This is a genomic window from Sphingomonas sp. SP3 (assembly GCF_058514305.1).
In genome coordinates this window covers 1,028,002-1,048,780 of the sequence record NZ_JBZSOE010000001.1, presented here as the reverse complement: position 1 = coordinate 1,048,780, position 20,779 = coordinate 1,028,002, and the positions used below count along the sequence as shown (strand labels likewise).

At 64.9% G+C, this 20,779-nt stretch carries 19 protein-coding genes and 1 tRNA gene; 2 read left to right on the top strand and 18 right to left on the bottom strand.

Going from position 1 to position 20,779, the window contains the following annotated elements:
• The first annotated feature begins 48 nt into the window (after positions 1-48).
• Entirely contained in the window at positions 49-909 is an 861-nt protein-coding gene (ypfJ, locus tag AC4K8G_RS05520; protein WP_491733167.1) for a KPN_02809 family neutral zinc metallopeptidase, read from the top strand.
• On the opposite strand, the gene AC4K8G_RS05515 is transcribed toward ypfJ, so the two are convergent.
• The 16 genes from AC4K8G_RS05515 to AC4K8G_RS05440 all read right to left on the bottom strand — a co-directional run bounded on the left by AC4K8G_RS05515 (position 906) and on the right by AC4K8G_RS05440 (position 17,571).
• The gene (locus AC4K8G_RS05515; protein ID WP_491733166.1) at positions 906-1,892 is read right to left on the bottom strand and encodes an NADP-dependent oxidoreductase; all 987 of its coding nucleotides are present in this window, start codon (positions 1,890-1,892) and stop codon (positions 906-908) included. The two genes, ypfJ and AC4K8G_RS05515, sit on opposite strands and share 4 nt — an antisense overlap.
• 114 nt (positions 1,893-2,006) lie before the next feature.
• Complete coding sequence (locus AC4K8G_RS05510; RefSeq protein WP_491733165.1) at positions 2,007-2,912, bottom strand: DUF2171 domain-containing protein; 906 nt, start codon at positions 2,910-2,912, stop codon at positions 2,007-2,009.
• Between the two features lie 172 nt (positions 2,913-3,084).
• Positions 3,085-3,160, bottom strand: a tRNA-Ala gene (locus AC4K8G_RS05505).
• A gap of 67 nt (positions 3,161-3,227) precedes the next feature.
• The gene (locus tag AC4K8G_RS05500; RefSeq protein ID WP_491733164.1) at positions 3,228-4,226 is read right to left on the bottom strand and encodes a L,D-transpeptidase family protein; all 999 of its coding nucleotides are present in this window, start codon (positions 4,224-4,226) and stop codon (positions 3,228-3,230) included.
• A 14-nt stretch (positions 4,227-4,240) separates the two neighbouring features.
• A complete protein-coding gene (locus AC4K8G_RS05495; protein WP_491733163.1) occupies positions 4,241-5,755 on the bottom strand; it encodes a beta-N-acetylhexosaminidase in 1,515 nt (504 codons plus the stop codon).
• Between the two features lie 108 nt (positions 5,756-5,863).
• On the bottom strand, positions 5,864-8,233 hold the full coding sequence (pnp, locus tag AC4K8G_RS05490) for a polyribonucleotide nucleotidyltransferase (RefSeq protein WP_491733162.1): 2,370 nt from the start codon (positions 8,231-8,233) through the stop codon (positions 5,864-5,866).
• A gap of 154 nt (positions 8,234-8,387) precedes the next feature.
• A complete protein-coding gene (rpsO, locus tag AC4K8G_RS05485) occupies positions 8,388-8,657 on the bottom strand; it encodes a 30S ribosomal protein S15 (RefSeq protein WP_491733161.1) in 270 nt (89 codons plus the stop codon).
• 17 nt (positions 8,658-8,674) lie between these two features.
• The gene (gene truB, locus AC4K8G_RS05480; RefSeq protein ID WP_491733160.1) at positions 8,675-9,559 is read right to left on the bottom strand and encodes a tRNA pseudouridine(55) synthase TruB; all 885 of its coding nucleotides are present in this window, start codon (positions 9,557-9,559) and stop codon (positions 8,675-8,677) included.
• A gap of 12 nt (positions 9,560-9,571) precedes the next feature.
• Positions 9,572-10,114 (bottom strand): GNAT family N-acetyltransferase, encoded by a 543-nt coding sequence (locus AC4K8G_RS05475; RefSeq protein ID WP_491733159.1) that lies wholly within the window; start codon positions 10,112-10,114, stop codon positions 9,572-9,574.
• Positions 10,111-10,515 (bottom strand): 30S ribosome-binding factor RbfA, encoded by a 405-nt coding sequence (gene rbfA / locus AC4K8G_RS05470; protein WP_491733158.1) that lies wholly within the window; start codon positions 10,513-10,515, stop codon positions 10,111-10,113. The genes AC4K8G_RS05475 and rbfA overlap by 4 nt, the downstream gene beginning before the upstream one ends.
• Entirely contained in the window at positions 10,516-13,020 is a 2,505-nt protein-coding gene (gene infB, locus AC4K8G_RS05465; RefSeq protein ID WP_491733157.1) for a translation initiation factor IF-2, read from the bottom strand.
• Position 13,021: 1 nt separating this feature from the next.
• A complete protein-coding gene (locus tag AC4K8G_RS05460; RefSeq protein WP_491733156.1) occupies positions 13,022-13,747 on the bottom strand; it encodes a DUF448 domain-containing protein in 726 nt (241 codons plus the stop codon).
• Positions 13,728-15,353, bottom strand: coding sequence for a transcription termination factor NusA (gene nusA / locus AC4K8G_RS05455; protein ID WP_491733155.1), 1,626 nt, complete (start codon positions 15,351-15,353; stop codon positions 13,728-13,730). The genes AC4K8G_RS05460 and nusA overlap by 20 nt, the downstream gene beginning before the upstream one ends.
• Before the next feature lie 5 nt (positions 15,354-15,358).
• The gene (gene rimP / locus AC4K8G_RS05450) at positions 15,359-15,886 is read right to left on the bottom strand and encodes a ribosome maturation protein RimP (RefSeq protein WP_491733154.1); all 528 of its coding nucleotides are present in this window, start codon (positions 15,884-15,886) and stop codon (positions 15,359-15,361) included.
• Positions 15,887-16,012: 126 nt separating this feature from the next.
• Positions 16,013-16,498, bottom strand: coding sequence for an isoprenylcysteine carboxyl methyltransferase family protein (locus tag AC4K8G_RS05445; RefSeq protein ID WP_491733153.1), 486 nt, complete (start codon positions 16,496-16,498; stop codon positions 16,013-16,015).
• Positions 16,495-17,571: a type III polyketide synthase gene (locus AC4K8G_RS05440; protein WP_491733152.1), complete on the bottom strand. Its 1,077-nt coding sequence runs from the start codon at positions 17,569-17,571 to the stop codon at positions 16,495-16,497. Before AC4K8G_RS05440 ends, AC4K8G_RS05445 begins: the two co-directional genes overlap by 4 nt.
• A gap of 28 nt (positions 17,572-17,599) precedes the next feature.
• Between AC4K8G_RS05440 and AC4K8G_RS05435 the strand changes: the two genes are divergently transcribed.
• Positions 17,600-18,844: a PQQ-dependent sugar dehydrogenase gene (locus AC4K8G_RS05435; protein ID WP_491733151.1), complete on the top strand. Its 1,245-nt coding sequence runs from the start codon at positions 17,600-17,602 to the stop codon at positions 18,842-18,844.
• On the opposite strand, the gene AC4K8G_RS05430 is transcribed toward AC4K8G_RS05435, so the two are convergent.
• Together AC4K8G_RS05430 and trmB are read right to left on the bottom strand one after the other, a co-directional pair.
• Positions 18,834-20,066 carry an aminotransferase class V-fold PLP-dependent enzyme gene (locus AC4K8G_RS05430; RefSeq protein WP_491733150.1) on the bottom strand — a complete coding sequence of 411 codons (1,233 nt, stop codon included), beginning with the start codon at positions 20,064-20,066 and terminating at the stop codon, positions 18,834-18,836. The two genes, AC4K8G_RS05435 and AC4K8G_RS05430, sit on opposite strands and share 11 nt — an antisense overlap.
• Positions 20,067-20,080: 14 nt before the next feature.
• On the bottom strand, positions 20,081-20,779 hold the full coding sequence (gene trmB, locus AC4K8G_RS05425; RefSeq protein WP_491733149.1) for a tRNA (guanine(46)-N(7))-methyltransferase TrmB: 699 nt from the start codon (positions 20,777-20,779) through the stop codon (positions 20,081-20,083).

Sequence of the window (20,779 nt, the reverse complement as noted above, 5' to 3'; positions counted from 1 at the left end):
CCGTGAGGGTGCTCAGTGCATTGGAACGGCGGAACAGGGAGAGCGGCGATGCGGCTTGATGGACCCGAGAGCGGTAATTTCGAGGACAATACTGGCCGATCGGGCATGGGTTTCGGCGGTGGCGGCGGCAATATGCTCGGCTGCTTGTTGCCGATGGTCGCGAGCCGCTTCGGCATCGTCGGTGTCCTCATCCTGTTGCTCGGCTATTGCGCGCTGACCCAGCTTGGCGGTGGCGGCGGGCTGATTCCCGGCACCAGCACGAGCAGCAACGCACCTGCAGGTCAGTCGACGATCGATCCGCAAACGAAGCATTTCATGCTCCAGGTGCTGGGGTCGACGGAGCAGGTGTGGGGCGACGTGTTTCAGAAGGCCGGCGCGCGCTACTCGCCGACGACGCTTGTCGCTTACAGCAGGGGCTACCAGTCGGGCTGCGGCGCGGCCCAGTCGGCGATGGGACCCTTTTACTGCCCGACCGACCGGCGGATCTACGTCGACCCCGAATTCTTCAATGAGCTTTCAACGCGCTTCAACGCGCCCGGCGACTTCCCGATCGCTTATGTGATCGCGCACGAGGTCGGCCACCACGTCCAGGACCTGGAAGGCACGCTCGATCAGGCGCACAACCTCCAGGCGCGGTCGAGCGAGACGGCGGGGAACGCGGTCCAGGTCCGCGTCGAGCTTCAAGCCGATTGTTATGCCGGCGTCTGGGCCAAGCGCTCGGGCGGCATGGAAGCCGGTGACCTTGAAGAGGGCATGCGGGCGGCTGAGGCGATCGGCGACGACACGCTGCAAAAGGAAACGCAGGGCACCGTCGTGCCGGACAGCTTTACGCACGGTTCGTCCGAACAGCGCATGGCCGCTCTTCGCGCCGGCCTTGCCAGCGGCGATCCGGCGACCTGCCGATTCTAGAGCTTGACCAGCATCTTCCCGGTGTTGGCGCCCTTGAACAGGCCCTGGAAAGCGTCGGGCATCTTGTCGAGCCCTTCGACGACCGTTTCGGTTGACTTGACCGTGCCGTTGGCGACCCACGGGCCCATCTCTGCGTAGAATTCGGACAGGCGCGGGAAATAGTCGAAGATAATGAAGCCCTGCAGGCGGATGCGGGCAGCGATCACACGCATGAGGAAGCGAAGCTTGGCCGGCTCCGCCTTGTTGTAGCCCCCGATCATCCCGCAGATCGCAAAGCGCGCATTGTTTCGCGCGAGCGCCAGCGCCGCATCCAGATGGTCGCCGCCAACATTGTCAAAGTAGACGTCAATCCCATTTGGCGCGGCCTTGGCCAGGCTTTTGAGGATCGGCTCCGCGCGATAGTCGATGACCTGGTCCGCACCGAGCGAACGTACGTAGTCGCATTTCGTCTTGCCGCCCGCTGAGCCGATCACGGTCATGCCTTTAGCCTTCGCGATCTGGACGACCGCCGAGCCAACGGCGCCCGCGGCGGCGGAGACGAAAACGACATCGCCCCCCTTGGCCGATGCCGCATCAAGCAGTCCGAAATAGGCCGTCGCCCCGGTAACTCCGAGCACGCCGAGGAATTTCTGAGGCTCGGCGCCGAGGTCGGGGAGTTTGGTCGCCGTGCGCGCCGCGACGACCGCTTCGTCGCGCCATCCCGCCATGTGCTGGACGAGGTCGCCCAGTGCAAAGCCTTCGGCTTTGCTCTCGACTACCTCGCCGACCGCGCCGCCTTCCATCGGCTCGCCCAATTGGAATGGCAGAACGTAGCTCTTCACGTCGTTCATCCGGCCGCGCATGTACGGGTCGACTGACAGCCAGCGGTTGCGAACGCGGATCATCCCCTCGTCGAGCGGCGCCAGTTTCAGCTGCTTGAGCTCGAAGTTTTCTGCGGTCGGGAGCCCTTCGGGGCGACTTTTCAGGTGCCAGGCGCGTGCCATGTTGATGTCTCCGGTTGCGGGCCCGCGCATAAGCGCAAAAGGCCCGGTGGCGAAGGGGACGGCGCCACCGGGCCTCAGATAGCCTCCAAGGGGAGGAGGCTGGCTTTCTACCGCTCAGTCGCGGTAGGTGCCTTGGAAGCTTCGATCGAGCACGCGCGGCCCCATTTCGCTTTGGTCGTCACGCTCGAACAAAGCGCGGCTGCGGCTTTCGTCGCGCCAGCGTTCGCGTGCCTGGTCGGCCGAGCAGTCGAGGATGACACGATCGCCTTCGATGCGGTCGATGTCCGAACAGCTAAGCGAATGGTGCGCGCCGCCGCTGTCCGGATCGGACTTGGCCAGGATCAGCCGGTCGCGTCCGATCTTGTCGACCGTGCCGACATGCTGGTCGTCGCTGCCCACCACTTCCATATGCTCTCGGATCTGACCGAGCAGGCCGCGCTTCTGCATCCGGCGATCTCGCCAGTCGCCGAAGTGGTTTTCGAAGCGCGACTGGTTCTCGCGACGGTAGTCATCATAGTCGCGGTCGAGCTCATCCAAGTGCTGCTGGCGCCAGGACTGGTAATGTGGATCGCGGTTGCGCGATGAAAAGCGCGAACGCTCCCGATCCCCGGCAAATTGCTCACCGCGGCCATAGCCACTGGCTGCGAAGAACTGGTCGGATTCATGGTGTCCGCGGCCATAGTCACCTGTAATCGGGCGATAGCTGCGGTCCTGATCGCGGCTCCGGCGGAAGCTCAGGTCGTTGCCGCCGAAGCTGCGCTCGCTATGGTAGTCGCCCCGCTGATCGCGGCTCGAACGGCCCTCCATGCGGTCGTGGCGTTCGCCGCGGCGGTCGGCATCGTCATCGCCGAACCAGGAGGCAATCTCGTCGCCAGCGCGCTCGAAGAAGCCGCGCTCCTCCCGACCCGAATGGCCGCGTTCGCGGTTATCCCAGTCGCGTTCTTGGTCGCGTGAGCGCGAATAGCGGTCGTTGTACCATCGCGGACGTTCGTCGCGGGTGTCGTAGCGATCATACGCCATGTTATTTCCTCCATGCTGACAAGGCCGGTGGGGGCCGGCCGGAAACCAGGGAGAAAACGATCAGTCGGGAAACGCCGTTCCTCTATGAACGGCGCGGACCGGCCTCAAATCGGCAGGGCGAAGGCTCTGCGGGACAGGCGCTGGCGGAGGGCGGAAAATGGCGCCGGGCGGTTGGTGGAGCTGAGGGGAATCGAACCCCTGACCTCTGCAGTGCGATTGCAGCGCTCTCCCATCTGAGCTACAGCCCCGCACCGGCGAAGCGGCTCCTTAGCGGTGCCTTTGGGAGCGCGCAACCGGACCTTCAGCCAGCCCCGTTCAATTCTTCGCGTCGTCCGCGTCGAGCATCGTCGCCTGCTGCCCGGTCGAGCCGGTGCTGACGCTCGCTTGCGTGACCAGAACCGTCGTTCCCGGCGTAATCACCGAGCGCATCGCGGTCACAAATGCGGGCGGCAAATGCATCTGCTCGACCCGCTCGGTCGAAATGATTTCGGCCGGCTGGCCGGTCAGATCCGCGACACCGACCTGGATCCACTGCTTGGCCTTGCCCCCGGCATAAGTCAGCACCTGAGTTTCGCTGCTCTGCTGCTGCACCAGGGCGTGCGCACGGCCGATTTCCTTGCCATTGCGCAGGATCACGACCTGTTGGTCGCCGGTCGAAATGATGATTGACACAGGGCCTGACGCGCTGACCTCCGGGGTCCAGGTGAACTGGCCTTCGGGGCTAAGCTGCGCCGAAGGAGCGGACGTCACGCCGGCCAGTGTCGGGGCAAGTACGCCCGCGGCCGGGCGTTTGACCGGATCCTGGTGTCCGCCGGCAATCACCACGGTCCCGCCCATCGGCGTCACCGTGAATAGTTTCTTGGCGAACTCCATCGGCAGCCGGACGCAGCCATGGCTTGCGGGGAAACCGGGCAGGTTGCCGGCATGAAGCGCGACACCCTTCCAGGTCAGCCGTTGCTGATAGGGCATTGGCGCATTGTCGTACGTGCGGCTGCGGTGGTCCTTGTCCTTTTCGAGGATGGTAAAGACGCCAGTCGGGGTCTCGTATCCGTCTTTGCCCGACGAGATGGTCGACACGCCGATGCGCACGCCGTTGCGATAGACCGTCGCGCGCTGCCGGCCGATATCGACGTAGACGAGCACCGGGCCGGTCTTGGCGATATCGGGCTTCCACACCCATTCGCCCGGCTTCAGCTTGTCAGCCTGCTTGGCGAGCTGGAGCTGCGCGGACGTCGCCGCGCCCTGAGCGATCGCCGACGTCGGGAAGTTGAGCGCGAGAAACGCGCTGGCGAAGATGATTCCAGTGCCCCTCATGGGGGCATTATAGCTCAATTCGTGATGAACTCGTACCCGTCGCCCTCGTCGCGCCGGACGTTGAGGCCGCGTTCGCGAAGGCCAGCGATGTGCGGCACGAGGCGCACGTTGAACTCGGCCTCGTCGCGCTTCCCCTTTGGCGACCAGGCGACTTCGGACAATGCGAGCAGGCGTGGGAAGGCCATGAACTCGAGGTAGCGCTCGGTCGAAATGAATTCAGTCCACAGCGCGGCTTCGACGCCCATGACGCGGCCTTCTTCGGCGGGCGTGAAGCTGGCGGGCACGGGCTCCCAGTTCAGCACCTTGCCGACTGACACCGGGCCATTGTCATTGCCCTCCCATGGCGCGCCCGGCTCGCCGCGCGCCTGTGTGTAGTCAAAATAGGTATAATCGACCGGTGCCATGATCAGGTCGTAGCCAGACTTGGCGGCGGCGCTGAGCACGTCCGGGCGGCCCTTGCGCCACCACATGATGACCACCTTGCGATCGGCGCCGGCCTCGGCCTGCTCGTCCCACGCCATCGGCCGCTTGCCAAGCCCGGAGATGATGTCGGCGACGCGGCGTCCGAAATATTTCTCGACGTCGCCGCTCGATTTCAGGCCCTGCTCGGCCTTCAGCCGCTCGACTTCGGGCAGGCCGGCCCAGGCGCCCTCGCCGACTTCGTCACCGCCGAAGTGGAGGTAAGGCGCGGGGAACAGCGCCGCGACTTCGCCCAGCAGTGATTGGATGAACTTGTAGGTCTCCGGCTTCCCCGGATTCCACCGGCCCTGGCCGTCGAAAAATTCGGGATAAGCGCGGGCTTCGGAGCCCGAGTGTCCGGGCATCTCGATCTCGGGAACGACCATGATGTGGCGCTCGGCCGCATAAGCAACGATCTCGCGGATGTCCGCTTGCGTAAAATACTCCCGCTTGCCGGTCGCCGAATTGAGCGCGCCGACCTCGGTGAGCTTCGGATAGGCCGGGATTTCCAGCCGCCAACCCGGATCGTCCGTCAGGTGGAGCTGGAGGACGTTCAGCTTGTACCGCGCCATCTCGTCAATGAACTTGATCATCGTCGGCTTGCCGAAGAAGTGGCGTGATACGTCGATCAGTAGAGCGCGCCATTGGAAACGCGGCGCGTCGGCAATCTCGGCGGCAGCGATCGACCGTTTCCCATGGTCGTCGGCGACCAGCTGCAGCAGCGTCTGCGACCCATAGAACAGGCCTGCAGCATCGGAAGCGCTGATCGTTGCGCCCTTGGGCGTGACGCTCAGTCGATAGCCTTCCGGGTTTGGGATGTCCGCCGCGGAGACGAGCCTGAGCTTGATGCTGCCCTTCGCGCCGGTCCTCACGCCCAGCGTGCGTGCGAGATAGGTTGCCGTTGGCGCGGCGGCGCCATCGCCCTGAACCATTGTCGAAGCCGAGATGGGGAGGGTGCCGCTGTGCCACTGGACCGACACCGGCATCGGGATCAGCGCGGGAGCCGCAAAGGCAACGTCGGGAACCAGCAACACTAGGAGCGCAAACAGGTACAGGCGCAGCGGCTTCATCAAACTCTCCCCTTAGGCGTTCTTGTTAGGGAGAGCGGGCACAGCCGCCAACGAAAAAGGGCCCCGCAATCGCTTGCGGAGCCCTTCTTGTTTCGCAGTTCTAAGCGCTTAGTCTTCCTTGTCGCCGGTCAAAAACGCGGGCGAGAATTCAGGCTCGCGCCCGCCTTCGTCACCACCCTCGCGCTCACGGCGCGGGCCACGATCGCCCCGGTCACCGCGCGGTCCACGATCGCCGCCTTCACGGCGTGGGCCCCGGTCACCGCCTTCGCGTCGCGGACCGCGATCGCGATCCCGGCCACCGCCACGATGGCGGTCGCCACGATCGCCGCGCGGGCCGCGGTCGCCACCCTCGCGCGGCTCGCGCGGAGGACGGGTGTCCGGCAGCTCTTCGCCGGTTTCCTGGTCGACGAGGCGCATCGACAGGCGGACCTTGCCGCGCTGGTCGACCTCGATCAGCTTGACCTTGACCTCCTGGCCTTCGCTGAGGACGTCGCGGACGTTCTCGACGCGCTCGTTCTTGATCTCCGAGACGTGAACCAGGCCATCCTTGCCCGGCATGAACGTCACGAACGCGCCGAAATCGACGATGCTCGCAACCTTGCCGGTATAAATGGTGCCGGGCTCCGGCTCGGCGACGATGCCGCGGATCCACTGGCGGGCAGCTTCGATCTGGCTCAGGTCGGACGAGCTGATCTTGATCACGCCCTCGTCGTCGATATCGACCTTGGCGCCGGTCGTCGCGACGATCTCGCGAATGACCTTGCCGCCGGTGCCGATGACTTCGCGGATCTTGTCCTTCGGGATCGACATGGTCTCGATGCGCGGTGCGTGGGCCGACAGCTCTTCACGCGTGTGGTCGAGTGCCTTGGCCATTTCGCCGAGGATGTGGGCGCGGCCCTCTTTGGCTTGCGCCAGGGCGACCTTCATCACTTCCTCGGTGATTCCCGCGACCTTGATGTCCATCTGAAGCGAGGTGACGCCTTCCGACGTGCCGGCGACCTTGAAGTCCATGTCGCCGAGGTGATCCTCGTCGCCGAGGATGTCGGAGAGCACGGCAAAGTCCTTGCCTTCAAGGATCAGGCCCATGGCGATGCCCGCTACCGGGCGCGCCAGCGGAACGCCGGCATCCATCATCGCAAGGCTTCCGCCGCAGACCGTGGCCATCGACGACGAGCCGTTGCTCTCCGTGATGTCGCTGAGGACGCGGATCGTATACGGAAACTCTTCCGCGCTCGGCAGCATCGGGTGAAGCGCGCGCCAGGCGAGCTTTCCGTGGCCGGTGTCGCGGCGCGAAGGGGCACCGAAGCGGCCGACTTCACCGACCGAGTAGGGCGGGAAGTTATAGTGCACCATGAAGCGCGAGTAGGAGAGACCCTCAAGCCCGTCGATCATCTGCTCGGCGTCCTTGGTGCCAAGCGTTGTGGTGACGATTGCCTGCGTTTCGCCGCGGGTGAACAGCGACGAACCGTGGGTGCGGGGCAGGAAGCCAACGATCGCCTCGATCGGGCGGACCGTCTTGGTGTCGCGGCCGTCAATGCGGCGGCCTTCCTTCAGGATCGCCGTGCGGACGATATCCGCTTCCAGGCTCTTGACGGCCTTGGACGCAGCCATCTGCTCCTGCGGATCGGCCTCGGCGAACGCCTCTTTGGCCTTTTCGCGGATCTCGTTGAGGGCGGATGAGCGCGCCGACTTGTCGGTGAGCTTGTACGCCGCCTCGATATCCTTGCCGACGAGGTCCTTAAGCTTTTTCTTCGCCTGGTCCTTGGCGTCGCTCGTGGCGAGGTCCCAAGGCTCCTTGGCGGCTTTCTCCGCGAGCTTGATGATCCCCTCGCAGACCTTCTTCGAGGCCGCATGAGCGAACATCACGGCGCCGAGCATGACGTCTTCCGAAAGCTCCTTGGCCTCCGATTCGACCATCATCACGGCGTTCGGCGTACCGGCGACGACCAGGTCGAGATCACCTTCGGCAACTTCAGTATTGGTCGGGTTGAGGATGTATTCGCCGTCCTTGTAACCGACGCGGGCAGCGCCGATCGGGCCCATGAACGGAACGCCGCTGAGGCAAAGAGCAGCCGAAGCGGCACACATGGCGACGATATCGGGCTCGTTCTCGCCATCGTAGGACAGGACCTGCGCGATCACGAGGACTTCATTGTAGAAGCCTTCGGGGAAGAGCGGGCGGATCGGGCGATCGATCAGGCGGCTGGTCAGCGTTTCCTTTTCGGTCGCGCCGCGCTCACGCTTGAAGAAGCCGCCCGGGATGCGCCCGGCGGCCGAGAATTTCTCCTGATAATGGACGGTCAGGGGGAAGAAATCCTGCCCCGGCTTGACCGACTTGGCGGCAGTGACTGCGCACAGCACCACGGTTTCACCCATGGTCGCGAGAACCGCGCCATCGGCCTGGCGGGCAACGCGGCCCGTTTCGAGCTTCAGGGTCTTGTCGCCGAGCTCGATTTCTACAGTTTTAATGTCGAACATTTGTTTTCCTTCACCCGCGGGCCGGATGCCGGCGGGACATCATGACGGACTGTCCGGCCCGTCAGCGGTTCGGGGCGCTTCAAAAGCCCCACTGCGCCCCGCCGAATTGCGGGACTCCAGATAAGCGAAACGGCTCGAAAGGGGCCGTTTCCCGTTATTTGCGAAGGCCGAGCTTCGCGATCAGATCGGTGTAACGCTGCGCGTCTTCCTTGCGGAGATAGTCCAGCAGCGAACGGCGCTTGTTGACCATCATCAGGAGGCCGCGACGACTATGGTTGTCCTTCGCGTGGCTCTTGAAATGCTCGGTCAGCGTCTGGATGCGGCTGGTCAGGATCGCGATCTGGACCTCGGGAGAACCCGTGTCGCCCTTCTCGCGGGCATGTTCCTTGATAACCTGCGCTTTGCGCTCGGCAGTAATCGACATCGTCAGCACTCCTATTCTTAAAGGTTGAACCCCCTGACGACCTTCAGGCCGTCGGCCGAAGCTTCCACCAGCGCGACCGGAGTTTCCTCGTGGGTCGCCAGTTGAAGCCCCGGCTTTGCGGGGAAACCGACAAGCCTCTGCCCATGACGGAGCAACTCGGCTTGGCGGCTAGTGACGGGGAGGGCCGGGATGTCGTCCAGCGCCGCGATGAGCGGCATAACCATCCTCGTCAGTGCGCGCGCCTTAGCCGTTTCTTCCAGAAAGTCCAGTGAAACGGCCTGTTCGAGGCCAAACGGGCCGGCGCGCGTACGCCTAAGATAGGAAACATGTCCGACGGTTCCAACCGCGCGGGCGATGTCGCGGGCCAGCGAGCGGATGTAGGTGCCCTTGGAAACCGTGGCCGAAAGGGTCACCTCGTCGGGGCCGCTCTTCAGGACACGAAGGTCTTCGATGGTGACGCGCCGCGGCTTCAATTCGACCGGCTCGCCGGCCCGCGCGCGCTTGTAGGCGGGCTTGCCGTCGACCTTCAGCGCCGAATAGGCCGGCGGGACCTGCTCGATCGTTCCGGTGAACTGAGGGAGCGCCGCGGCAACTGCCTCAACCGCCGGGCGGGCATCGCTCGTCTCGATCGCCTCTCCCTCAGCATCGAGCGTGTCGGTCTCCTCGCCGAAGGAAATCGTGAAATCATAGGCCTTGGTCGCGTCGAGCATCCGCCCGGCGAGCTTGGTCGCTTCGCCGAGCGCGATTGGCAGCACGCCGCTCGCCAGCGGGTCGAGCGTTCCGCCATGGCCGACCTTGGTCTTGGGCTCGTCCGCTTCGCGCAGGATGCGCTTGACCGCGCTTACTGCCGTGGTCGAGCCGAGCCCGACCGGCTTGTCGATGATGATCCAGCCGTGAAGCATGACGCGCCGGCTTTAGACCGGCCACTCGTCCTTCAAAATGGCGAACAGCACCGTGTCGCGGACGTGGCCGGTCCAGGTGATGCGGTCGGCGCGGATGACGCCTTCGCGGACCGCACCCAATTTCTTCATCGCGGCCTGGCTTCGGCCGTTGCGGATATCGACGCGGAACTCGACCCGGCGGATCCCGCAATCGAACGCGCGGCCGATCATCATGTCCTTGATGCGCCGGTTGATCCCGCTGCCGCGCAGGTGCGGGCGGTAGTAGGTGCCGCCGATCTCCAGCACCTGCCGCGCTTCGTCGATGCCGAGATAGGATGACATGCCCGCAAGCTCATCGCCGTCGAACAGCACGAAAGTCCGGTTGCGCGGACTCGATGTGTAGAAGGCGATGCTCTGGTCGAACCCGTCCGGGCCGAAATTATTGGCGTAAATCTGCCAGATTTCACCGTCCTCGGCACAGGCGGCCTTAAGCGCGTCGTGATGCTTGTCGGAATAAAGCTCGGCGCGGCAGCCATCGCCGCTCATCGGCTCGGCGAGCCGGTCGAGGTCGATCATTCGCCCCGATCTTCCGCACCGAGGTCTTGCGCGACCTTCTCCGAGCGCAGGATGCGCTCGATGTGCGTGCCCTCGTCGAAGCTCTCGTCGGCGATGAACTTGAGCTTCGACGCATATTTCATGCGGACGCGGCGGGCGACTTCGCGCTGCAGGTAAGCGGTGTGCGTGCGCATGGCCTTGAGGACTGCTTCCTCGTCCTGCCCAAGGAGCGGCTTCACGAACACCGTCGCGTGGCGAAGGTCGGGCGACATGCGCACCTCGGTGACGCTGACGAGATGGCTTTGCAGCACCTCGTCATGCACGTCGCCGCGCATCAGGATCTCGCTCAGCACATGGCGCACCTGCTCGCCGATGCGCAGCAGGCGGACGGACCGGCCTTCGGGAGTTTCGACGCGGCGCATTTACAGCGTCCGCGCGCGTTCCTCGACCTCGAACACTTCGAGGCTGTCGCCCGGCTTGATGTCATTGGTATCCGCCAGCAGTACGCCGCATTCGAGGCCCGAGGTGACTTCCGCCACGTCGTCCTTGAAGCGCCGCAGCGAACTGATCGTCGTCTTCGAGACGATGACATCGTCGCGGGTGAGGCGCGCGTTGAGGCCCTTGCGAATGACACCTTCGAGAACGAGCAGGCCGGCAGCCTTGTCCCGCTTGCCCGCCGGGAAGACTTCCTGGACCTTGGCGCGGCCGACCACCGTCTCGATGATCTCCGGGCCGAGTTCGCCGGCCATCGCGCCCTTCGCCCAATCGGTCAGGTGATAGATGACGTCGTAATAGCGGAACTCGACCTTGTTGCGGTCGGCGACTTCGCGCGCCTTGGCGTTGGGCCGGACGTTGAAGCCAATGATCGGAGCGCCGCTCGCCGAGGCAAGCGTGACGTCGCTTTCGGTGATCGCGCCAACGCCCGAGTGAAGCACGCGGACCTTGATCTCGTCGGTCGACAGGCGGTTGAGCGCCTGCACGATCGCTTCGACCGAGCCCTGCACGTCGGCCTTAACGACCAGCGGCAGTTCCTTGGTCGTCGAGGCGTGGCTGGCGAACATGTTCTCAAGGCTGACTGGCGCGGAGGTCGTACGCTTCTTGTCGAGCACGCCCTGGCGATAGGACGCGACCTCGCGGGCGCGAGCCTCGTTCTCGACCACCGTGAACGGATCGCCGGCGGCCGGCACTACCGATAGGCCGAGGACCTCAACCGGAACCGAAGGACCGGCTTCCTTCACCTGGCGGCCATGGTCGTCGACCAATGCGCGGACCTTGCCGCTCGAGGCGCCGGCGACGAACACGTCGCCGACCCGCAACGTACCGCGTTCGACCAGCACGGTCGCAAGCGGCCCACGGCCCTTGTCGAGCTTGGCCTCGATCACCGTGCCTTCGGCGGCGCGATCCGGATTGGCCTTCAGCTCGAGGATTTCGGCCTGGAGGTTGATCGCTTCCAGCAGCTTGTCGAGGTTGGTCTTGTTCTTGGCCGAAACTTCGACGTCCTGGACGTCGCCGCCCATGTCTTCGACGATCACCTCGTGCTGGAGGAGCTCCTCGCGGACCTTCTGCGGCTTCGCTTCCGGTTTATCGATCTTGTTGATCGCGATGATCATCGGAACGCCGGCAGCCTTGGTGTGATTGATCGCTTCGATTGTCTGCGGGCGAAGCCCATCGTCGGCGGCTACCACCAAGATCACGATGTCCGTGACGTTGGCGCCGCGAGCACGCATTTCAGAAAAGGCTTCGTGGCCCGGCGTATCAAGGAAGGTGACCTTGGACTTATCCGGCAGGGTCACCTGATAGGCGCCGATATGCTGGGTGATGCCGCCGGCTTCGTGCGCGACCACGTCCGCGCCGCGGATCGCATCGAGCAGCGAAGTCTTGCCGTGGTCAACGTGGCCCATGATCGTAACCACCGGCGGGCGCGCCTTCAGCGTTTCCGGAGCATCGACGTCGGTCGACGTATCGATGTCGACGTCGCTTTCGCTGACGCGGTTCACGCGATGGCCGAACTCGGTCACCAGCAGCTCGGCGGTGTCCTGGTCGATCGTCTGGGTGAGCGTTACCGGCATGCCCATCTTGAACAGGGCTTTGACCAGGTCGGCGCCACGCTCGGCCATGCGGTTGGCGAGCTCCTGCACTGTGATCGTTTCCGGAACTACGACGTCGCGAACCTGCTTTTGCGCAGGGCCGGTTTCCATGTGGTGGCGCTTTTCCTTCTCGCGGGCGCGACGTAGCGCGGCGAGAGAACGGGCGCGGCTCTCGTCTTCGTCGGAAAGGGCGCGAGTAACGGTCAGCTTGCCGCGCTGGCGATGTTCGTCGCGGCCTCGGCTCGGGCGCGCGGGTTCTGGCCGCTTCGGTGCGGGCGCATGACCACCGGGGCGGCGGAAGCTGCGCTCTTCCTGCTCCTGAGCAGGAGCCGCAGCTTCGAGCTCCGTCGGTGCTTCGGCAGCGCGCTTGGCTTCTTCGGCTGCGAGGCGAGCCTGTTCGACCGCGGCTTCTTCCGCCTTGCGATTCTCTTCGGCCCGGCGGCGCTCATCTTCCGACTGCGCAACCTTGGCGCGATCCTCACGCCGGCGCGCCTCCTCAAGGCTCGTCAGGCGCGCTTCCTCGGCTTCGCGCAGCAGCTTGGCCTGAAGCTCCTTGCGATTCGTAATCTCGTCCTGCGCGGAAGGCTTACGCGGAGCCGGTGCGGCTGGCTTCGGGGCAGGCTTGGGCGCTTCGGCGACGGGTTCGGGCTTCGGCGCCTCGACGGGCGCCGGCGGGGCTTCGCCCGGGCGACCGAGGATGCGCCGCTTCTTGACCTCGACGACGACCGTGTTCGATCGGCCGTGGCTGAAGCTCTGTTTGACCTTGCCGGTCTCGACCGTGCGCTTGAGGCCCAGCGGGGGCCGGGTGCCAAGCTTCGGTTTATCGGTCTGGTCTGCCATTCTATCCCTTCGTCAAATCTTCTTCAGCCGAGCCGGTCCTCAAGGCGGATTCTCCACCTTCCAGACCACGATCGGGGCCAGTGAAAGCTCGCCACCTGGCAAGCGCGTGTCGGACACGCGAAGCGGCGGCGGGTTCAGTCAGCGCGACATGTACCACATTCTCGCGACCAAGTGCCATGGACAAGATAGTGCGCCCCTCTGGGAATATCATCCCCCGAGAGAGACCGGTGCGCTCGCCTCCGCCGACGCGCCAGGCCTGGTCCATGCGCCTGCGCCCATCTTCGCTCGCATCGAGCGCATGGAGCAGCAGGTGGACTTTGCCGGCACGCGCAGCATTTTCGACCTTGTCCGCACCGTTGATGAGGTTGCCGGCGCGCGCTTCCATCCCAAGCCTGTCGAGCGCCGTCTTGCGCAGCGCATGCTCGGTCCGCTCGCCAAGGTTCGAGGGTACGCGGACGGTGCTGGTCTTGAACGCCCGCTGCAGCGCAGGCTGGAGCTTGCCCGTCTCGACGGCCTGATCGACCGCATCGCGGCCAACGCCGATCCACGCGCCACGACCCGGAGCGCGGGCGCGCACGTCGGGCGCGACTTCGCCATCCGGCCCCAGCGCGAGCCGGATCAGCTCATCGCGCGAGCCTTTGCGACGGGTGAGGACGCAGGTCCGTTCGGGACCCGCGTCGTCGGCCTGATTGTCCGAGCTTAGGGTCTCATTCCGGGGAGTCCGCATTGGCGGCCTCCTCGGATTTGGCCGGCTCTTCGTCCTCGAACCAATGGGCGCGGGCGGCCATGATGATCTCGTTGCCCTGCTCTTCGCTCAGGGCATATTCGGCGAGGATGCCACCCTTGTCTTCGGGACGGTTGCTCGGCTCGCGCTGGCGGCGCTGCTCGGGCCGCTTCTTCTGGATGAGCTCGTCGGTCGCGAGATCGGCGAGATCGTCCAGGGTGCGGATGTTGGCCTTGCCCAAGGTCACGAGCATTGCCTCGGTGAGGTGCGGCAGCTCGGCAAGCGCATCCTCGACGCCGAGCTTGCGCCGCTCTTCGCGCGACGCTGCTTCGCGGCGCTCAAGCGCTTCGGTGGCGCGGTTCTGAAGCTCTGACGCGATGTCGTCGTCCAGGCCCTCGATCGAGGCGATTTCGTCGACCGGGACGTACGCCACTTCCTCGAGGCTGGTGAAGCCTTCCGCGACGAGCAGTTGCGACAGCGTTTCGTCGACGTCCAGCTCGTTCTGGAACAAGGCAGAGCGCTCGACGAACTCGCGCTGGCGCTTCTCGCTCGCGTCGGCTTCGGTCAGGATGTCGATCTGGCTGATCGTTAGCTGCGAGGCGAGGCGCACGTTCTGGCCACGGCGGCCGATCGCCAGGCTGAGCTGGTCATCGGGGACGACAACCTCGATGCGGCTCTCTTCCTCGTCGATGACGACCCGGCTGACTGTCGCCGGCTGAAGCGCGTTGACGACGAAGGTCGCAAGGTCCTCGCTCCACGGGATGATGTCGATCTTCTCGCCCTGGAGCTCCTGGACGACGGCCTGGACGCGGCTGCCCTTCATGCCGACGCAGGCACCGACCGGGTCGATCGAGCCGTCGTGGCTGATGACGCCGATCTTGGCGCGGCTGCCAGGGTCGCGAGCGGCGGCCTTGATCTCGATGATGCCGTCGTAAATTTCGGGCACTTCCTGCGCGAACAGCTTCTTCATAAAGTCGGGATGGGCCCGCGACAGGAAGATTTGCGGGCCGCGGGCTTCGCGGCGGACCGACATGATCAGGCTGCGGATGCGATCACCGACGCGGACCATTTCGCGCGGGATCTGCTGGTCGCGGCGGATCACGCCTTCGGCGCGGCCCAAGTCGACGACGACGTGGCCGAACTCGACGCGCTTGACGACGCCGGTGATGATCTCGCTGGTGCGGTCCTTGAACTCTTCAAACTGGCGCTCGCGCTCGGCATCGCGGACCTTCTGGAAGATGACCTGTTTGGCGGCCTGAGCGGCGATGCGGCCGAACTCGATCGGCGGTAGCGGGTCGACGATGAAGTCGCCGAGCTTGGCGTCCTTCTGGAGCTTCTGCGCGCCTTTGACATCGACCTGCTTGAAATGATCTTCGGGCTCCTCGACGACTTCGAGAACCCGCCACAGGCGCAGATCGCCGGTTTCCTGGTCGAGCTTGGCGCGAATGTCGTTTTCTGCACCGTAGCGGGCGCGGGCCGCGCGCTGGATCGCGTCCTCCATCGCCTCGATGACGATGCCCTTGTCGATCAGCTTCTCGCGCGCGACGGCGTCGGCGATCGCAAGCAGCTCCGCCCTGTTGGCGCTCACGGCAGCGGGTGCGGTTGCCATTGGAATTATTCCTCTATCGTCTGAATTGAGTCGGCGCCCTCGGTGCTGAGCGGCGCGGTGGCGTTGATGAGCTTGTCGGTCAAGAGCAGCTTGGCCGACGCGATGTCCGAAAAATCGATCGAATAATGCTGCCCGTCCTTGCCCAGCAGCTTGACCTTCTCGCCTTCGATCCCGTGCAACGTACCCGACAGCTGCTTGCGGCCGGCGCTTGGGTCAGCGAGCGTGATCCGCGCTTCCTGGCCGGTCCAGTCGTGATAATCCTTGAGCCTAGTCAGCGGCCGGTCGATGCCCGGCGAACTGACCTCGAGCCGGAAGCCGCCCTCGATCGGGTCGTTGGCGTCGAGCCAATCGGACAGGCGGCGCGAGATGGTCTCGCAATCGCTGAGGTCGAGCTGCCGCGTGTCCGGACGCTCGGCCATGACCTGAAGGGTCGGGTCGGTGGCGCCGCCGATCATCGCCACGCGCACGAGCTCGTAGCCGAGGCTCTGTACCTCGGGCTCGATTTGCTTTGCGATGGTCGCGATATCGGTCACACTCACTCCGCTTGAAGTCCAAAAGTCTCTCGGACCGGAGCCGAGGGGCCCCAGCCTCAGGCATCTAACGATGTCGAGGAGAGAGCCGCGATATAGGCTCGGCAACTCCAGTCCGCAAGCAAAGCTTCAGCGGCGGAGCGCGGCGTTCTCGGCAGTGATTCGGATCATCAGGATTGCGGCGTTCAACAAGCTGAAGATCAAGGCGACCTGCCACAAGCCGAAAACCAGCGGCAGGACGGCGATCTCGGCCACGACCACCATGTAATTCGGGTGATCGACGAAGCGGTAAGGCCCACGGCGCACCAGCCGCGTCTTGGGCAGCACGATGATTCGAGTCGTCCAGCGCTCGCCAAGCGAGGCCAGCACCCAGATGCGCGCAAGCTCGATAAGCACAAACATCGCCAGCCAGAATCCGTCGACCGGCCGGGGCAGGGCGAGCAGCCACAGCGCGATCAGCCATCCTGCGTGGACCGCGACGATCAGCGGATAATGGCCGGGCGAATGCTCCCGGGCGCCCTTCGCCAGCAATCGGCGCGTATTGCGCTGCGAAAGCCACAGCTCGCCGAGCCGCTGCAGGGTGACTAGCGCAAGGATGAGGATGTTGAGGGTCAAGCAGCCTCGAGCATCATGCCGGCGCAGGTGAAGCCGGGGCCGAACGCCGTCATCATCACCTTGTTGGGGAGGCCCTGCTTCATCAACCGGTCGAGCACGAACATGACCGTCGGCGCGCTCATGTTGCCGTAGTCGTTGAGCACCTCGCGCTCGAGGTTGAGTTCGCCCTGGTTGAGGTGGAGCGCGGTCTCGATCGCGTCGATCACCTTCACGCCGCCTGGGTGACAGCAGAACCGGTCGACGTCGCCGCGCTGCACACCCATCGAGGCGCCCAGCTGGTTCACCGCCTCGGCGAGCTCGGCCTCGACGAATGGCGGGATCGCGCGATCGAACACGACCGCCAGTCCCGGGTCCTCGACGTCCCAGCCCATGATCCGCAGGGTGTCCGGCCACAATTTCTCTGCCGACCCGCGGATGCGGACCTCGCTATGCTCGCCGCTCGTGACCACAGCGGCGGCCGCCCCGTCACCGAACAATGCGGTGGCAACCACCGCGGCCGGATCGTCGCTGTCGAGCCGGATCGAGATCGAGCAGGTCTCGACGGTCACGAACAACCAGTGGCTGCCGGGCTCGGCCGCCGCCATCCGCGTCGCGATCGACAGGCCGTTGACCCCGCCCGCGCAGCCAAGGCCGAATACCGGCACTCGGCGCACATCGGTGCGAAACCCGACCCGGCTGAAAGCGCGCGCTTCGAGGCTGGGCGTCGCAATGCCCGTCGTCGATACCGCGACGATCCCGTCGATCTCGCCGGGCAGAAGACCAGCCTTCTCGATGGCCGAGGTCGCGGCTTCGACGAACAGATTCTCGGCCGCCTCAAGATAAACAGCATTGCGCTCGCGCCATCCGTGCGGCCGCTCATACCAGTCAGCAGGCGCGACCAGGTGGCGCTTCGCGATCCCGGCGTTGTCGAACACCGTCGACAGCTTGTCGAACAGGTTCTTCCGGCCGAACGCGCGGCGGCCGACCTCCTTGGCGTAAGCCTGGTCGATAACATGCGGCGGTACCGCCGTCGCAAGCGAAAGCAGGCTGCAGGGCTGCATCGTCATGCCCAGTGAGTGCGTTGGTCGCTCCATATGGTTTCCTAACGAAGGAATGTGCTGAATGGCCCGACGGTCGATCCAGGCCCTGTTGCTCCTCTCGCTAGGAGGGTGCGGGGCCTCGCCATCGGCGAGCGTCGGCCCCGCGTCGAGCGAACGGCCATTCACCGTTAGCGAAGTAGCGCGTTTCGGATCGCCATGGGCGATGGCCTTTCTGCCGGGGTCGGGGCTGCCGCTGACGAACGCCGCGCTGATCACCGAGAAGAGCGGGAAGTTGTGGCTAGTGAACGTGGCGACTGGCGCGAAGCGCGAAGTCGCGGGCGTGCCGCGCGTGATCGTATCGAGCCAGGGCGGCCTGCTCGATGTCGTCGCGTCGCCTGACTTTGCCGGAAACCAGCAGATCTACCTGACCTATTCGGAACCGTCGGCGAATGGTGGAAGCGGGCTGGCGCTTGCGCGAGCACGGCTGGTCGACATTGGCTCCTCGCCGCGGCTCGATGGCCTGACCGTCTTGTGGCACGATCCGGCGGGCGGTGAAGGCGGGCAATTCGGCGCGCGCGTCGCCTTCGCGCCCGATGGGCAATCGCTATTCCTGAGCAGCGGCGAACGCCAGCGTTTCACCCCAGCGCAGGATCCGAACCAGCCGCTCGGCAAGATCCTGCACCTGACGCTCGACGGGAAGCCCGCGCCGGGAAATCCGATGGCCGGTCAAATGGGCGCTGCTTCGGTCACCGTCATCGACCCGCCCGAGGACAGCGTCGCTGCAAAAAGCGAACAGGGCCGCCACTTTGCCTGGCCCGGCCCCAACCTCACGCCAGCGGAAACCTGGAGCACGGGCCATCGCAATCCCTACGGCCTCGCGTTCGCGCCTGACGAGCGCCTGTGGGAAAATGAGATGGGCCCGCGCGGCGGCGACGAGGTCAACCTGATCCTCCCGGGCCGCAACTATGGCTGGCCCAATGCGTCCAATGGCAGCAATTACGACGACGTTGCCATTGCCGATCACCGACCCGGTGACGGCTTCGAACCTCCCAAGGTGTGGTGGACTCCGTCGGTCAGCCCGTCGGGAATGATCATCTATACGGGAGATCTCTTCCCGCAATGGAAGGGCGACGCGCTACTTGGCGCTTTGTCGGGCGAGGCGCTGATCCACGTCCGGATCCGGGGCGACCAGGCGTCCAAGGCCGACCAATGGGTCATGGGCCAGCGCATTCGCGAGGTCGAGCAGGGGCCGCGCGGCGAAGTCTATCTGCTCGAAGATGGGCGGAGCGGGCCGGCGCGGCTGCTCCGGCTGGAGCCTAAGAAGTAGCGATCGAGCGGATCGCCGCCGCAAGCGCATCGAGGTCGCTCATCCGACTCGCCAATGCGGGCGTTACTCGAACGCAACATCCGGAGGCCAGGTCATCGCGATAGACGGTGAAGATCCGATATTTGTCGAGCAGGGTCTTGGCGAGTGCGACATTCTCTTCTTTCGATGTGCGTCCGCGAATGCGGAACGACGTGATCGCGCCATGCAAGCCATCGGGTGCAAGGATTTGGATATTGGGCAGGTCGCTGACGGCATGAACCCAACGGTCGCGCAGCGCCCTCAAGCGGGCCGCGCGGCGCGGCGCACCGATCGCATCCTGGAAAGCAAGCGCATCCGGCACGGTTAGGTGCGCGGCAAAATCGGGGGTGCCCACATGCACCCGGGACGCGATATCGCTCGGCGGCAGCACGTTCTCGGCCGGGTCGATGTCGATGCTGCCTTGCCGGTCGCGCCTGACATAGACGGCGCCAACCCCAAGCGGCGCACCAAGCCACTTATGCACGTTCATCCCAATGAAGTCGGAGCGAATATCGGGCAGCTTGAAGTCGAGCTGGCCGACGCTGTGTGCGGCATCCACGATAACATCGATCCCGCGCGCTCTTGCAAGCATCGCAATATCGGCGACAGGCAACACTAAACCGGTCCGATGGCTGATGTGCGTGAGCAAGGCCATTCTAACCGTCGGATTAGCCGCAAACGCGTCGGCATAGGCATTGATCAACGACTGCCGCGTGGCGGGTTCGGGGAGAGCGATTTTGATGATCCGCACCCCGCGCGTGTGCGCGAGCGAATCCATGCACGCCTGCATGCTGTAATAGTCGAGGTCGGCGTAGAGCACCGCATCGCCCGGCTTGAGCCCGTTGTATTGGAGGATCAGTGCTTTCATCGCCTCAGTAGCATTGCGAGTGAGCGCGATTTCCTCGAACGACACGCCCATCCATTGCGCGAGCCGCGCCCTTACGGCCTCTAGATCGGCGACCATCGTGCGGCGCGCGTAATAGCTGGTGTCGCGGTTCACCCGCGCGACATGGGCGCGATACGCCTCGGCTACCGGCCGTGCCATCATGCCCCAATTGCCGTGCTCGAGCTGGATGACCTCGTGGGTCACGTCATATTCGCGCGCGATGCGTTCCCAATCGTCGGCCTTCGCGGCGGCCGCAATGGCAGGGGCAGCGAAGGGAAGGGCGGCGGCGCCAAGCATGGTCCTGCGATCGATCTCCATGCGCCGTTTGTGGGTCAGGCGCGCCGGTAGCGCAAATAATAAGGTCGCCGGCCCTCGCGACGGGACTTCGCGCCGTAGCGCGTCTCGATCCAGCCGCCCGGAGGTTCGAGAAAGTCATCCGGCTTTTCGGCCAGCCATTCGAACTGATGCTGATGCCGCTGCATCACCATCAGCGCCCAGGTGAGATAGGTCGGATCGTCCGTCGCAAGGCGGAATTCCCCACCGGACCGAAGCTTTGACGCGAACAGCGCGAGCGGGCCGTCGTTCGCCATGCGGCGTTTGGCATGCCGCGCCTTGGGCCAAGGGTCCGGGTGAAGGAGGTAAAGGAAGCTGAGCGCACCGTCGGGGATGCGCTGCAGCACCTCGAGCGCGTCACCGCGCCAAATACGGACATTGGCGAGATGCTTGTCGCGGATGTGGCCGAGCGCCGTCGCGACGCCGTTCAGGAACGGCTCGGCGGCGATGAAGCCATGGTCGGGCAACATGTCGGCCCGTTCGGCGAGATGCTCGCCCGATCCGAAGCCGATCTCGAAATGCAGCGGGCGATCCTCCCCGAACAACCGCACTGCCGTGATCTCGCCTTCCGCCGGCACCTCGATCTGCGGCAGCAGCTTTTCGACCAGCTCCTGCTGGCTCTTGCGTAACTTGTGCCCGCTCGACCGGCCGTACAGCCGGTTGAGCGTCAGCGGATCGCCGGTTTTGTGCGCCGTCAT